The organism is Bacillus sp. JJ1562 (assembly GCF_036962705.1).
In the GTDB taxonomy this organism is placed as follows: Bacteria; Bacillota; Bacilli; order Bacillales; family Bacillaceae_L; genus Ferdinandcohnia.
Window position 1 is genome coordinate 13,660 of sequence record NZ_JBALOQ010000018.1, and the last position, 14,268, is coordinate 27,927.

The window sequence follows — 14,268 nt, forward strand, 5'->3', positions numbered from 1 at the left end:
TATTTTACAGGGGGAGGAATATACATCCATGTGGATTTATGAAAAAAAGCTGCAATATCCTGTCAAAGTGAGTACGTGTAATCCAATGTTAGCAAAGTTTCTGATTGAACAATATGGTGGCGCAGACGGTGAGTTAGCTGCCGCATTACGTTATTTAAATCAACGGTACACAATACCCGGAAAAGTTATTGGGTTGTTAAATGATATTGGAACAGAAGAGTTCGCTCATTTGGAAATGATTGCGACAATGGTATATAAACTTACAAAAGACGCTACCCCCGATCAATTAAAAGCTGCGGGTCTCGGTGCACACTATGTGAACCATGACTCCGCATTATTTTACGAAAATGCTGGTGGGGTACCATTTACTGCAACATATATCCAGGCAAAGGGCGACCCTATTGCTGATTTATATGAAGATATCGCAGCAGAAGAGAAAGCAAGAGCGACCTATCAATGGATCATCAACATGAGTGATGACCCGGACTTAAATGATAGCTTGCGTTTCTTACGAGAGCGTGAAATTATCCATTCCCAACGATTTAGAGAAGCAGTAGAAATACTTAAAGATGAACGGGATAAAAAGAAATTCTTCTAAAATGAGTAAATAGCAAATGGTAAAATATGAGCTTGTACATGCGTAGATGTCTGATCAAAAAAAATAACGCGAGGAACACTCGCGTTATTTAGCATTTTGTTACTAATTTATTTTTATAGGAATTCGTAATACCTTACCTTCAATTACGGTATCGCCATTTAGGTTATTCCATCTTCTAATTAATTCTTCCCCATCACGGCTGTTATAATATTTCATGGAAATCCGATATAGATTTTCGTCTGCTTGCACCTTATGATACTTTACATCATAACGATCCTTCGGTTGTTCTTGCTGTTGTACAGGTTGCTTTGTTGCTTCAGCTGTAGCTTGAGGATTGTTTTCGACTACACTTTGAACGGATTCTTCAACAGTTGGCGCTTCCACTTCCTCTTGTTTTACCACTTCAGGCTGATTTTGCTCTTCTTGTTCTTTATTAGGTTCATGTTCGATATTATCAGGTTCTTCTTCTTGCTCATTGACATTAGGAGTTTGCACAGTCTTATCCTCGTCTTCGTAGCTGAAGCTATCAAAATTTGCACTCTTTTTTATAGGTGTTGATTCTAGCTTGTCTGGATTCGAATTAAATTTAAAGCTAAGGATTGCAACTGGAAGTAATATAAATAAAAGAGCTAGCAATCGAACAATCGGGTATTTAATTTTAACTTTTGTTTTCTTTTTCTTCGTTTTATGAAATTCACCTCGAGGTGGTAATGTCGAAGTGCTTTTTTCTATTTCAACTGACTTTTCTTCCTCTTCAGGCTGCTTCAAGACTATACCTCCTCTAATTTAATGACTACGCAAATAATCTATTCTAAGCTTTACAGCAAAAATAAAATCAATCCAAAAATGAGCATATACCGTAATCCACAGATTTTGATAGAGCTCATAAATATATCCTAATAAAAAGCTCAAAAAAACGACAGATATCAATAAAACCCATTTATATAAATAGCGTACATGTAGTAATGCGAAAATAGAGCTAGCTATGATTAATCCAAAATGAGTTTGAATGACACCTCTAAACAATATTTCTTCCGAAAAGGAAATCAATAAACATAAAATAAAAATATGTGGGATGCTTCGTTTTTGGAAAATACGTTCATTAATCCCGCCATCATCATACATTGCTTCAGGAAGCCACTTCATCAGCAAAAAGTCAACAAAGACAACTACTAATGCAAAGGCAGAACCAATAAGGAGAATATTCCAGTCCTTCCAATCCCATAGCTTAATAAATGAAGACCAATTGTCAAACAAGAAAAAACCAAGGACCAAAGACACAACTAAAAGAATTCCTTGAGTTAAATAAAGGTGAAAAACAATTTCTTTATCCGGTAAATGTTTGATAATATCAGCTTGGCGCCTACCCATATTCTTCACCCATTTCTATGAAAGATGCGATGTAATTCTTGTCTCCAAGAAGGCAGCTTCCACTCATTTCCCCCATTTAATTTGCGTTTGTACATATCCCAGTCTATTTCACATAAATCACAGCAGGATGAAGGTTTCTGTTCAAGGTTTTCATCAAAATAAGTTAAAATTGCTTCACGTCGACACCCTTGTGTTTTTATCCACTTCTCCATCAGCTTTAGTTTTTTCAGCTTATAAGCATATCGCTTACTTGCAGCTTCATCGACGAGATGGATGCCATTTTGTACGTCAACTTGCGTTTGAATGACCTCGTCCAAAGACAGATATAATTGAATAAATCTCCATTGAACTTCTGATACACTATAGACTGTAAAGAAGTACTCCTCAACTGTTTTTGTAAATATGAATTTACCCTTTTCATTAATCTCCTGATTGATATATTCAATCACTAATTGAGTTTGTTCTTTCGTCGGAAGTTCATATTTTATTAAACTTTGAGGAATTTCATGGTCCATTTCATGATGAAGCAAAATGGCAACACTCGGATTTCCGTCCCTACCAGCACGTCCTATTTCCTGTAAATACGCCTCCATTTGTGAAGGATAATGAAAATGAATGACAAATCGAATATCGGGCTTATTTACACCCATTCCAAATGCATTCGTACAGCAAATAATGGATAATTGGTTATTGATAAATTGCTCCTGGATCAGCATTCTTTTTTCCTGCTCCATCCCGCCGTGATAAAAAGCAACTCGTTCAAAGCCTTTATCCTTTAAATATTGCGCAATATTTTCAGCCAAGATTCGACTTGAGAAATAGATAATTCCTGGTCCCTGTAACTCTCTTGCAAGGTTTACGAGCATTTCTTTTTTGTTTTCAGGAGAATCAACCTTTTTCACTATGGTTGCAATATTTGGTCGATCTATAGAGTGAATATGCATTCTTGGATTTGTTAATTGTAAGGTTCCCTTGATATCCTCAAAAACCTCTTTTGTCGCCGTTGCTGTTAAGGCAAGACAAGGTGGAGATCCTAATCTTTTGCGAATATCACCTAACCTTGAATAGTCGGGACGAAAATCATGTCCCCATTGTGAAATACAATGGGCCTCATCCACAACAAATAGAGAAAAGTGAATTCCTTTTAATCGGTTCATGAAATATTTCGATTGTAGTATTTCAGGTGATGCAAAGATATATTTATATTTGTGTATGCTTGGCATGATTTTCTTTTTTCTTTCGTTCGATAAGAAGCTATTTAGAGCAATTACCCTTTTTTCACCCATTTTCTTTAATTGAAGCACCTGGTCCTCCATTAATGCAACAAGTGGTGAAATGATAAGAACACTACCTTCAAGAATTTGAGCGGGTAACTGATAGCAAAGTGATTTTCCTCCTCCTGTTGGTAAAAGGGCAATGACGTCATGCCCTCTAAGAATATCTTCGATGATATCCTTTTGCCCTACCCGAAAGGTAGAATGATTAAATTTTCCTCTTAATATCGCCTCAAGATTCATGTTGTATCACCCATTCTTGCGAGGACTAGTCTAATTTCAAAATATGAAATGTCTGTTGACAATTTTTCCTTTAATGGTCTTAATTGTTTTGTTTGCATTGTCTGATAGGTTGATAAAATCAATTGTTGATGCTCGGGAGACACGAATGGATCAATTGAAAAATCAGGTTTTTGGTGTGTAACTTCTACAACATGATCTTCAATTGTATTCTGTTTCAAATTACGAATGACTGCAATTTCATCAATTGTTTTTCCCTGCATTAACATTTGGTAGGTTGTCTTCGTAGAAGCCGTTAATAACACATTTTTGTCTTGATTTGTCTTAGTCATCGATATAAGGATAGGAAACTTCTCACCATTTATTTCAAGTTGCTTAACAATTTTGTGCAAAGTATGTAGAAAGAGTATCTGGCACCATGTCTCATCTTCATTTAATAAGGAACTAATTTGCTCAATTGTATAGCCGATTCTTGTTGAACTTGTTAGTCTCATGACAAAAATCGTTGCTTCAAGTTCTGAAACCATTTCAAGGGATTTCAAAACCTCTTTATATAGGGAGTCTGCTAAAAAATATTTGTTTTTTCCGTTTTTCATTAGGAATTCCTTAACCCAATCAAAAACCGCTTCATCCTGTTGGATTGGAGTATATTGTTTTTTTTCTTCAATTAAATTCGACAAAACCTGTGTCAGGAGTGAAAGTCTACGCCAAAGCAATATCGATTGGTCATTGTATTTCCAGCCATTTAAATTGGCAGGAATCGATTTCTTTTTCTGTTCGTCAATTAAGACGGAATATCCACTTGCATTAACGATAAATTTATTACTTGATGGTGTTATTTCTTCTATCAGAAAAAGTTGAAGAAGCAACTTTATCTCTTTATTAAATTGTTCTCTATCTAACGGTTTAAGAATTCCGAAAAGTGGTGTGAGATTAAACAGATTTGCATCCCCGATTGTTTGAGAGGATTTTTTACCATTCAACAAGTGATAAATTCCATAAACTGTTCGTTCCCCATTCAGTTTATCGATGCATTTTAGAATCAATATTGAACGATAGGTAATATTCACCTTCATCTCCCCTCTCAATCGACAAATACATGGAAATTTGTCGATTGAATGTTACCTTTATTTTATCAAATAATAACGAAAAGTGGGATGTTTTCGTGTGGAAATATGAATATGCTTGTCAGAAAGGAAAAACCCTTTCCCAATAAGCAATCTCACATTATATTTTTATTGAAAAGTTTTGTGAACAGCTTTACAATGAGATATGAGGAAGCAGTTTCCATCCTTCGAGGAAGTGGGATGGGGAAATAATATAAATATATGTTTATACATGTAATGATTTCGGGAGGTTAAGTAGACATGGCAAAGTATACCATTGTTGACAAAGAAACTTGTATCGCTTGTGGTGCATGTGGTGCAGCTGCACCAGACATCTACGATTACGATGATGACGGTATTGCATTTGTAACACTTGATGATAACCAAGGAATTGTTGAAATTCCAGACATATTAGAAGAAGATATGATCGATGCATTCGAGGGCTGTCCAACTGATTCCATTAAAGTGGCAGACGAGCCATTTGATGGTGATGCATTAAAATTTGAATAGACTATTCAATATAAAGAGCCCTTTGCAAAAAGGGTTCTTTTTAAATGCAAAAAACAGGCTTAGGTAGCCTGTTTTTTGCATTTATCCTAGCGGAACTTCTTTTCGTTCCCCTTTTTCAAATGTCATCAGTGTTTTGTAACCTACACTTTTTGCTAAATCGATTGCTTGGTCAAAATCGGCACCTACATCTTGTGGACGATGTGCGTCTGAAGACAAGACAATTGGAATATTTTTATCAAAGCACATTTGGAGTAGTCGTGGATCTGGATAAAGCTTTCCGATAGGCTTTCGTAATCCAGCAGTACTTATTTCAACACAAGTTTTGGAATTCGCTAACGCTGTTGTTGCACGATCAAATTGATGCAAAAGGAATTCTTCGTCCTCAGGGATATACTTAAAAATTTTGACTAGATCAATATGTCCGATAATATCAAACAAGTTTGATTGCGCTAATGTAATTACCTGATCATAATATTTCGTATATGTATCATGTAAATCGCGTTTATCCCATTCTTCACGGAACTCCGCTAAGTCAATTCCAAAATCTCCTACCCAGTGAATCGAACCAATTACATAATCAAAATCATAGGATGAAATAAATTTTTCCATTTCAGCATGCTTTCCAGGTGTATAATCCATTTCAATCGACATTTTTACATCGATATTATTTTTCCATGCAAGCTTAAATAAATCCACATAATCCTTCATGTCATAATATCTCCTTGCATCAACCCAAGGATTACTAAGAATATCTTTAGTCTGATAAAAATGATAAGCATGCTCGGATATCCCAAAATGATTGATATTCTTGGCTTTCGCTTCATCAATAAACTTCATTAAATAGTCTAATTCAAGTGTACCAAGCTCTAAATGATTGTGATAATCAGTGCGCATATGAATCCCCCATAAAAGTTTTTATCATTATACATGAACAAACTTCTGATGGGAATGAAATAGCTTAAAATTATTTAGGTTTTTTCGACAATTAAGACCTGATTTGGAAAAATTAAATCACCTGATAACTGATTTAACTTTTTAATTTCTTCAACAGATAAGCCTACCTTATTTGCAATGACAGAAAGAGATTCTCCCTCTTTCACAGTGTAGGTTTCAAGCTTTTTTGAAACCTCAATCCCCTCTCTTTGCATAATGGCAGGAACAAGAATTTGTACGTCTGTCAGTAAGTAAAGAGGGTCAACAGCATTGTTTCGAGAAGAATTCCATTCCCCATTATGCACTTCAAAATGTAAATGTGGTCCTGTCGAATTTCCTGTACTCCCAATATGCCCAATTAACTGACCTTTTTCTACTTTTTCTCCTTCTTGAACACTACGTTTACTAAGATGTGCATAGACCGTTTCAAAACCATTTGGATGCTCAATAAAAATGACATGGCCATATGAGCCCTTAAAATCTGAACCTTTAACGATTCCTTCTTCAACCGCATATATGTGATCTCCAAGTGGGGCTGCGATATCTAAACCTTTATGATTTCCTTGTCTAGTTCCAAATGTATCAGTAATTCTACCTAAGACTGGCCATGCCCACTCCTCAGTTGCATTTGCTGGTAACTCCTGTGCATGGCCACTGTGAACATTGAAAAAAAATAAATCTACACAAATTGCCATTATGGTAAAAATAGAAATCCTTCTAACAATAAAAAGCATTTATATCCTCCTCAAAAATTGAACAATCCGTGCTATGAAGAATAACACCCTTTCATTATTTGAAAATTTTTCATAAATTATGTAAAAAAATGCATGCATATTTTTTAGACAAACAAAAAAAGAGACAACGGAGTGTCTCTTTAGTGTAATGGTAATGGATTTGGTGCAAGTGGGACTTGTGTTTGTTCTCCAAATTGTACATTTCCAATTTGATCGATTTTTCCGTAAAATGTAACTGAATCAAAATTAAATTCCTTAGCAGTTAGCATAATTGCATCTAACATTAAGATATAATTATCCGTATTCTCTAAAACAGCATCATTGCTGAAATGAACCTCTAAATTAGTACCATCTTCATTAATTTCTTTTATTTCAGATATTATAGTTGGATGTAGTAAATAATCGCCTTGATTTGTATCTATTTTCATAGCATCCAGCGCTTGTTCAACTGTCTCAAAATCTTCATATGATAGGGCTAAAAGTTTTTGACCCGATTCTTCATTAATAAAATATAAATAAGCTTTTTTTGTATCTTTTTCAACATCAATAAAATTCTCAGTTACACCTGTCTGCCCGATCATAATGCCTTGTTGATTATTTTGAAAAAGTTCAACATGCTGATAATCCTCGGACAGATATCGAAAAGAATTGATAGTATGTCTAAACCCATCAGATTGGGCAGTTGCGAAGGACCCTGTTTGAATCGTGTTATTTACGTCCACCCTTACAACTTTGGCTTGATCTTTCGTTTCAGTTTCTGAAAAATCCGCAAAATAGGACATCGGTATCTCATCAATTCCCCATCCCGAATTTTGCCGAATAAATTCATTTACCTGTGGAAGATTTTTTTGCCATTGTTCAACTACATCCTCACCATCAGATTCAACTATGATCGATACAATGGAAGGAAACATAACCCCTCCTAAATAAACACCATATGTTAAGAGAACTTCATTTTCCCCCACACTACTTACAGCATAGCTTTGGCTTGTTTTCTCCTCTTCAGAAAAAATACCTGCCTCATCATTTTGTTTTGGCTCTTCTTCTTCTTTTAATATGCTGACTGATTCATCATTTGAAGCCTCATTATCCATCGCACTACTGTTTTTTTCTCGCGACATTTCGGCAGAGTCAAGGCTTGAACTGTTCATATTATTTATAAAAGAAGGAGCTAAAATAAATAAAAGAAGCGCTGCTGCCATAGATGCAATGGTTGGAACAATCCAAACCTTTTTCTTTCGCTTATTCATTTTAAGGGTTATATTTTGATAAATCTCTTGTGGCTTGCGGTTGTCTTTTATTCCTGGCATTTGCGATAGCATCTGCTCTAGTTGTTCATCGCTCCACTCTGATTTTTTCATCATCTACACCCTCCTTTACACCAAATTCTTCCATATAGGTCTTTAAAACCTTAAGGGCTCTATGCTGAGTTGTTTTTACCTTACTTTCTGTCCATCCTAAAGCCACTGCAGTCTCAGCAATCGAAAGAGATTGGATATAACGTAATATTAGTACCATGCGTTGATCGGTTGTACAACGGTCCAAGCAGCGATACATCATCTGGACTTGCTCATTTTGTAATGCTATTTCTTCTGGGAGTGGAGCAAAATCTTTTATTTCTTTGCTACTCCAATCAAAGGAATCCATGATTCTTTGTTTCCAACCTTTTTGTTTTCGAAATGAATCAATTGCAACATGTCGTGCAATTGAAAAAAGCCATGTTTTTTCACTACTTTTTCCTTCGAATCTATCATATGATTTTAAAACTCTTATATAAACTTCCTGAACGAGATCTTCAGCCAGTTCACGATTTTTCACCATATAAAATAAGAAGGAAAAGACATCGTGATGATACTTTTCATATAGTTCCTCAAATAAGGAATCCATTTTGTAAATCCTCCCGTTCATTTCATTAGTCGAGTGTTTCCTAAAAAAAGTTACACTCCAAATATAGTATGTTTTCATAAAAAAAGGAAGAATATTTTGGTAATATTCTTCCTTACTTTGCGATTATTACATTTTTTAAGAAAAGTAGTCTTAAAATTGGATAAAGTATGAGAAAAAACACTCCATTTCCGATTGCATGACTCATGTCAAATGGTAGTCCAGCTATATAATAAGCGAGGAACTTACCAGAAAATAAATAAAGTGGAATTGAGATCACGAAGCCATATAGAAAACCACAAAACACAGCATAGATGGCTAGTACAACGACTGGAATTTGGTCGCGATACTTTCTTAATGAACCACTGATTAAACCAATAATCCCCCATGCAATGATTTGTCCAATTGTCCATAAGCCCATACCCATAACAAGATTTGATAATATCGCACTAAATACGGCAACGACCACACCGTAAATTGGTCCTAAAAACAAGCTTGTTATAATGATAATCGCAGTCGTGGGTTGTACATTCGGAAGGAATGTAAATATAATTCGACCTACAACCGACAAAGCGATTAGCATCGATAAAAGCGTTAGGTTTTTTACTGATAAATTCATTATTCCCACTTATGGAGGTCAAATTCGATCTTATCTTCTGGCTCTAATTTAAATTCATTCGCTCCTACCATTGCTTCTTCACCATTTACAGAATAAAACCAAGATGTTTTTTCTTCTTCACTGCCCGCAACTCCGTTAATGCTGGCAACAAATGCACCATCAAATTGTGTTTCGATTTCAAAGTTTTCCTGCATAACGTCCATAACGGTAACTTCTTTTCCTGCTTCAATCTCGATTTCTTTTTCTTCAATGATTTCTTCTCCGTTGTTTTTAGAAATCACAACAGTGACAATTTCAGCTTTTTCTTCTTTATTGATCTTTTCTGACGAGTTATTGTTTGATGTATCATTTGTAGGTTGGTCATTGCTGCATCCAAATAATAATCCCAATGATAGTAATGCAAATAATAATTTTTTCATGATCTAGTTCCCCTTTGTGTTAGATAGTTTGTGTATGTAAAAGTGCTTTAATCACTTGATACCAAAATAAAAAGCCCACCGTATCGGGTGAGCTTTGTTGATAATTTGGAAAAACAACAAAAAAGCATATAGCTTTATTGTTAATTCCTACACCCCGAAGAATTATTAAAAAACGAACGAATTAGGCAGGTCTACTGACTAAAGCTTCATTCTACTTTGAGTCCTTCCCATATGATGAACAACGTTTGCCATCCATTCATACAGTGGTTCTACTCATTTCGTCCACTTTTACAGTTGCGGGGGCAGTTCTGGATTTACACCAGATTCCCTATTAAGTCTTTAAGGATGTTCAAAAAGTGCGGTGAATATGACGCATCGAATTTCTTCGAACACTGCTCCAAGTACATGGTGAATAACTAGTTATGCGCTTGCGTCTACTAGTTTATTCTGGAAGTCAATTCCTCAGCGCAAGGCTGCAAGGGTGTTAACTCAAGCAGTTGCCTCGCTCCGGTACTCAAAGCTGCGCCGCCTTGAAATTCTCGGTCCTCTTCATCCTCCTTTTTGATCTTTCATTTAAAGTATGAGAACATCATCCTCTGACACCTATTATTCTGATTTTTGTTATTAAATTTTTATTAACATTCTTTATATTACAAGAAGAATTTTTCATTTACAAGAGAAATGTTTCTTATGGAACAAGAATCTTCGCCACGTTCTTTCAAATTACTCACTTTTTCGAGGGATTATGAATGTAAATGTCGTTCCTTCACCAAGCTTACTGTGGACGGAAATATTTCCATTGTGAGCACCAATAATGTTTTTTACAATAGCAAGTCCTAATCCAGTACCAGATTTCCCTCTCGTTCTAGCTTTGTCTGCCTTATAGAAGCGTTCAAATACAAACGGTAGATCTTCTTCAGGAATTCCAGATCCTGTATCCCTAATATCGACCTTAATAGATGTTTCTTGCCCTGTTACTTGAACCTCAACTCTACCATTTTCATCGGTATGTCTCATGGCGTTGTCAATCAAGTTTGTAAATACCTGCTCAATACGGTCAGTATCCATGTAAATTTGACCGATATCTTCTTCTTTTGTCGCAGTTAAGGTAATTAAATTTTCCTTAGCTAACCCTTGGAATTTTCGAATCACACGATTGATAAATGAATCAAAATCAACATTTTCTTTATTCAATGTAATATGACCTGATTGCATTCTAGCTATGTCTAACAATTCGTTGACAAGTCGTCCCATTCGAAGTGACTCATCGTAGATTACCTTTGTGATTTCTTTTCTCTCTTCTTCAGAGCTTGCAATATCATCCATAATCGCTTCACTATAGCCCTGTAGCATAGCAATCGGTGTTCTTAATTCGTGTGAAACATTTGCAATGAAGTCCTCACGTAGCTTGTCCAACCGTCTCTCTTCCGTCATATCACGAAGTACGGCAACTGCACCTCTTATATATGTCTGATTATAGAGTGGACTCATTAAAATAACCCATGTTCTTCCTTGAAGGCTAATTTCAATAAATTGCTCTTTTTCAAAGGAAACGGCACGTTGAAATAAATCCTTTACTTCTGGTGGAAGCTCTTCACCAACTTCCTGATACATGCCCTGCTGATAGTACCAAGCTTGAAGAAAGCGTTCAGCAGGTGGGTTTGTAACCAAAATCGTTCCATCACGATTTAACGTTATAACACCATCTGCCATACTATTTAAAATACTCGCAAGCTGCTCCTTCTCTTGATTAAGAGCATTCATATTATATTTTAACTGCCTTCCCATTTGGTTAAGTGCCAATCCTAAAGCACCAATTTCATCGTGAGTAAGAATAGGAACCTTCGTATCAAATTTTCCTCTGGCAACTTCTGTAGCCGCTTCCCTCATTTTACGTAAAGGAGCCGTAATTCGCGTCAATAAGAAAAAGGCAAAAACAGTTGTAAGTACAATCCCAATTCCAGCTGCTAATATGATGAATTGGGTTGTATGCTGGGTTGTCTGCTGTACAACGTCTAGTGATTGATATAGAAACACAGCACCTTTTTGGTCATTTTCAATATGAAGTGGTGCCCCTACTACAAATAGCTCTTGGCTCTGTTTATTCACATCATAGTTTTCAGGAAGTAGAATCCTTTTACTTTTGTTTTGGTCATTTGAGATAACAAGCTTAAGGTCTGGATCCTCTGTTAATAGGGTAACAGGGATATTTGCAAGTGATTTCCGATCAGGTGATACCCAATATGTGCTTTCATCTGCCACAATAATAACCTTTGTTTCGTCATTTACAAGCTCCCAAGCAATGTTCCTTGCAACATCTTTATTCTCGTGCTGCTCCATTATGACCGCAATATTTGCAGCTAGTTGGGTTAAATTTCTTTCTGCTTCTTGAATATGATAATTCTCAAAATACTCCATGAATAAAATGGTTAAAACAAATAATACAAAGGAAAACAGTAAAAGAATGGTTGCCCATAGTTTTCCTACAACACTTCGCCAAAATTTCATTCTTGGCCGACCTCAAATTTATAACCAACACCCCAAACAGTGACAATCATTTTGGCTGCATCCTGGGACACTTTATTTAACTTTTCACGCAAGCGTTTAACATGTGTGTCAACTGTACGTAAGTCACCAAAGAATTCGTAGTGCCATACCTCTTTTAATAACTGCTCACGGTCAAATACCTTGTCAGGGGATTTTGCTAGGAAGCATAACAGTTCATACTCCTTAGGTGTTAAGCCCACTTCTTTTCCGTCTGCAGTGACACGGTGCGCATCATTATCAATTGTTAGATGTGGGAATACGATAACATCTTTAGCTGTTGTTTCGGTTTGAAGGTAGGTAGTAAGTGAAGCTCTTCTTAATAAGGCCTTTACACGTAGAACAACTTCCCTTGGACTAAATGGCTTTACAATATAGTCATCCGTTCCAACTTCAAAGCCTTGAACACGGTTAACTTCTTCACCTTTGGCAGTTAACATAATGATCGGAGTTGATTTCTTTTCTCGCAACTCTCGACATACCTCAATGCCGTCTTTACCTGGCATCATAAGATCTAATAGAATAAGATCATATTCGTTTTTTAATGCCTTTTCTAAGGCATCATCTCCATTTTCTGCTTCTTCTACCACATAATTTTCTCTCTCTAAATACATTTTAAGTAAACGACGAATTCTTTCTTCATCATCGACAATTAAAACTTTTGCTTCGTTTTCCATACTTATTCCTCCATTTTCTTTCAGAAAGAATATTTCTATACATCTCTATCGTACATAAAATTTTCATAATTTGCTATAACATATATCACACTTGTTTTTTTAAGTAATGGAAAAGTCGAAAATCCGACACAATCGTGGGACTTTATACAGTTAAAAGCCTTCATCAAATGATGAAGGCTAATTCCTTATGCGTATGAGTGTAGACCAGCAATAACTAGATTTACGAAAATCGTATTGAACATAATAATGAAGAATCCGATGACCGCAAGCCACGCAGATTTTTGACCATGCCAGCCTTTTGAAAGTCTTAAGTGTAAGAAGGCTGCATAGAAGAGCCATGTGATAAGGGCCCACACTTCTTTTGGATCCCAACCCCAGAAACGTGTCCAGGCAATTTGTGCCCAAATCATCGCAAAAATTAACGCTCCTAGAGTGAAAATTGGAAATCCAATTGCAACCGAACGATATCCAATTTCATCAACTAAATCTAAATTTAATCTTCTAGTTAATGGCTGTAATGCAGCACCAATACGTTTACGTAAAATCAAACGAATTAATCCATATAGAATAGAACCTGAAATAATGGACCAAAGAACGGTATTTACTTTTCTAGCACTTAATAATGCTGGTAATTCAATACCACTTGAGAACTTACCGTCTGTTAATAATTCACCTTCATTAGGTACGACTAATGCCGGTAATTTGTACATCATTTCGACATTCGCGCCTTCTTTATCAACCCAAGAAAAGACTGATTCATATTTCATTGCCCCGAATGCAGTCGTTATTGATACGAAGCCAACAACAACAACAAGTACATACATAATGAATTCCAGCCAAAATGTTTGTTTACTTTTTACAGTCTGATCGACAGTTTTCAATAGATACAAGATTCCTGCAACAAAACTTATAGAAAGAATGGCTTGACCTAACGCAGCTGTCGTAACATGAATTTGAAGCCAGTGACTTTGCAATGCTGGGATTAATGGAGAGATTTCTCTTGAAAACATACTACCATATGCAATTACTAATAATGCTATAGGTAAGGTGAAAAGGCCTAATATGCTTGTTTTATATATAAAGTAAATGATGATGAATGCAAGGACTAACATCATTCCAAAAAACGTGATAAATTCAAATAAATTACTTACAGGCGCATGACCTGATGCAGCCCACCGGGTAAAAAAATAGCCTACCTGTGCAGCAAAGCCAATGATCGTGATGACAATCCCAAAATGTGACCAGCGGTTATACCCATTTGTGCTTTTCTTATCTCTTATTGCGCCACCAAAGACAAAGGTTGCTACAAGATAGAGAATAAAAGAAGCAAATAGAAGATTTGAGCTTAATTCAGCCATT

15 protein-coding genes and 1 riboswitch are annotated in these 14,268 nt (G+C 35.9%); of the genes, 2 read left to right on the forward strand and 13 right to left on the reverse strand.

The features are described 5' to 3' along the window. Positions 1 to 28: 28 nt before the first annotated feature. Positions 29 to 598, forward strand: a complete 570-nt coding sequence (locus tag V7097_RS11980; protein WP_335703856.1) for a manganese catalase family protein — start codon at positions 29 to 31, stop codon at positions 596 to 598. A gap of 102 nt (positions 599 to 700) precedes the next feature. Here the strand turns inward: V7097_RS11980 and V7097_RS11985 are convergent, their stop codons facing one another. Genes V7097_RS11985 through V7097_RS12000 form a run of 4 tightly spaced genes read right to left on the reverse strand, consistent with a single transcriptional unit; the run spans position 701 to position 4,553 of the window. Next, complete coding sequence (locus tag V7097_RS11985) at positions 701 to 1,366, reverse strand: LysM peptidoglycan-binding domain-containing protein (RefSeq protein WP_335703857.1); 666 nt, start codon at positions 1,364 to 1,366, stop codon at positions 701 to 703. 18 nt (positions 1,367 to 1,384) lie between these two features. Further along, positions 1,385 to 1,969 carry a CPBP family intramembrane glutamic endopeptidase gene (locus tag V7097_RS11990; protein WP_335703858.1) on the reverse strand — a complete coding sequence of 195 codons (585 nt, stop codon included), beginning with the start codon at positions 1,967 to 1,969 and terminating at the stop codon, positions 1,385 to 1,387. 5 nt (positions 1,970 to 1,974) lie between these two features. After that, complete coding sequence (locus V7097_RS11995; RefSeq protein WP_335703859.1) at positions 1,975 to 3,486, reverse strand: RecQ family ATP-dependent DNA helicase; 1,512 nt, start codon at positions 3,484 to 3,486, stop codon at positions 1,975 to 1,977. After that, entirely contained in the window at positions 3,483 to 4,553 is a 1,071-nt protein-coding gene (locus V7097_RS12000) for a helix-turn-helix domain-containing protein (RefSeq protein WP_335703860.1), read from the reverse strand. Before V7097_RS12000 ends, V7097_RS11995 begins: the two co-directional genes overlap by 4 nt. 297 nt (positions 4,554 to 4,850) lie before the next feature. Between V7097_RS12000 and V7097_RS12005 the strand changes: the two genes are divergently transcribed. After that, positions 4,851 to 5,099 carry a ferredoxin gene (locus V7097_RS12005; protein ID WP_335703861.1) on the forward strand — a complete coding sequence of 83 codons (249 nt, stop codon included), beginning with the start codon at positions 4,851 to 4,853 and terminating at the stop codon, positions 5,097 to 5,099. An 81-nt stretch (positions 5,100 to 5,180) separates the two neighbouring features. Here the strand turns inward: V7097_RS12005 and V7097_RS12010 are convergent, their stop codons facing one another. The 9 genes from V7097_RS12010 to ccsB form a co-directional block, all read right to left on the reverse strand. Continuing rightward, the gene (locus tag V7097_RS12010) at positions 5,181 to 5,993 is read right to left on the reverse strand and encodes a histidinol-phosphatase (RefSeq protein WP_335703862.1); all 813 of its coding nucleotides are present in this window, start codon (positions 5,991 to 5,993) and stop codon (positions 5,181 to 5,183) included. A gap of 74 nt (positions 5,994 to 6,067) precedes the next feature. Then, on the reverse strand, positions 6,068 to 6,766 hold the full coding sequence (locus V7097_RS12015) for a peptidoglycan DD-metalloendopeptidase family protein (protein WP_335703863.1): 699 nt from the start codon (positions 6,764 to 6,766) through the stop codon (positions 6,068 to 6,070). Between the two features lie 140 nt (positions 6,767 to 6,906). Beyond that, on the reverse strand, positions 6,907 to 8,130 hold the full coding sequence (locus V7097_RS12020; protein WP_335703864.1) for a hypothetical protein: 1,224 nt from the start codon (positions 8,128 to 8,130) through the stop codon (positions 6,907 to 6,909). Next, complete coding sequence (sigX, locus tag V7097_RS12025) at positions 8,102 to 8,653, reverse strand: RNA polymerase sigma factor SigX (RefSeq protein WP_335703865.1); 552 nt, start codon at positions 8,651 to 8,653, stop codon at positions 8,102 to 8,104. Before sigX ends, V7097_RS12020 begins: the two co-directional genes overlap by 29 nt. Before the next feature lie 112 nt (positions 8,654 to 8,765). Then, positions 8,766 to 9,269, reverse strand: coding sequence for an ECF transporter S component (locus V7097_RS12030; RefSeq protein WP_335703866.1), 504 nt, complete (start codon positions 9,267 to 9,269; stop codon positions 8,766 to 8,768). Next, positions 9,269 to 9,688, reverse strand: coding sequence for a DUF4430 domain-containing protein (locus tag V7097_RS12035; protein ID WP_335703867.1), 420 nt, complete (start codon positions 9,686 to 9,688; stop codon positions 9,269 to 9,271). The genes V7097_RS12030 and V7097_RS12035 overlap by 1 nt, the downstream gene beginning before the upstream one ends. A gap of 167 nt (positions 9,689 to 9,855) precedes the next feature. Next, a riboswitch (cobalamin riboswitch) is annotated at positions 9,856 to 10,056 on the reverse strand. A 355-nt stretch (positions 10,057 to 10,411) separates the two neighbouring features. Continuing rightward, the gene (locus V7097_RS12040; protein WP_335703868.1) at positions 10,412 to 12,196 is read right to left on the reverse strand and encodes an ATP-binding protein; all 1,785 of its coding nucleotides are present in this window, start codon (positions 12,194 to 12,196) and stop codon (positions 10,412 to 10,414) included. Then, positions 12,193 to 12,909 (reverse strand): response regulator transcription factor, encoded by a 717-nt coding sequence (locus V7097_RS12045; RefSeq protein WP_438824229.1) that lies wholly within the window; start codon positions 12,907 to 12,909, stop codon positions 12,193 to 12,195. Before V7097_RS12045 ends, V7097_RS12040 begins: the two co-directional genes overlap by 4 nt. A 185-nt stretch (positions 12,910 to 13,094) precedes the next feature. Continuing rightward, entirely contained in the window at positions 13,095 to 14,267 is a 1,173-nt protein-coding gene (ccsB, locus tag V7097_RS12050; protein ID WP_335703869.1) for a c-type cytochrome biogenesis protein CcsB, read from the reverse strand. Position 14,268 lies beyond the last annotated feature (1 nt).

Bases quoted from the DNA above. Each gene is read 5' to 3' on its own strand.
- V7097_RS11980 (WP_335703856.1), top strand. From the start codon at position 29: ATGTGGATTTATGAAAAAAAGCTGCAATATCCTGTCAAAGTGAGTACG.
- V7097_RS11990 (WP_335703858.1), bottom strand. From the start codon at position 1,969: ATGGGTAGGCGCCAAGCTGATATTATCAAACATTTACCGGATAAAGAA.
- V7097_RS11995 (WP_335703859.1), bottom strand. From the start codon at position 3,486: ATGAATCTTGAGGCGATATTAAGAGGAAAATTTAATCATTCTACCTTT.
- V7097_RS12005 (WP_335703861.1), top strand. From the start codon at position 4,851: ATGGCAAAGTATACCATTGTTGACAAAGAAACTTGTATCGCTTGTGGT.
- V7097_RS12010 (WP_335703862.1), bottom strand. From the start codon at position 5,993: ATGCGCACTGATTATCACAATCATTTAGAGCTTGGTACACTTGAATTA.
- V7097_RS12015 (WP_335703863.1), bottom strand. From the start codon at position 6,766: ATGCTTTTTATTGTTAGAAGGATTTCTATTTTTACCATAATGGCAATT.
- V7097_RS12020 (WP_335703864.1), bottom strand. From the start codon at position 8,130: ATGATGAAAAAATCAGAGTGGAGCGATGAACAACTAGAGCAGATGCTA.
- sigX (WP_335703865.1), bottom strand. From the start codon at position 8,653: ATGGATTCCTTATTTGAGGAACTATATGAAAAGTATCATCACGATGTC.
- V7097_RS12030 (WP_335703866.1), bottom strand. From the start codon at position 9,269: ATGAATTTATCAGTAAAAAACCTAACGCTTTTATCGATGCTAATCGCT.
- V7097_RS12035 (WP_335703867.1), bottom strand. From the start codon at position 9,688: ATGAAAAAATTATTATTTGCATTACTATCATTGGGATTATTATTTGGA.
- V7097_RS12040 (WP_335703868.1), bottom strand. From the start codon at position 12,196: ATGAAATTTTGGCGAAGTGTTGTAGGAAAACTATGGGCAACCATTCTT.
- V7097_RS12045 (WP_438824229.1), bottom strand. From the start codon at position 12,909: ATGGAAAACGAAGCAAAAGTTTTAATTGTCGATGATGAAGAAAGAATT.
- ccsB (WP_335703869.1), bottom strand. From the start codon at position 14,267: ATGGCTGAATTAAGCTCAAATCTTCTATTTGCTTCTTTTATTCTCTAT.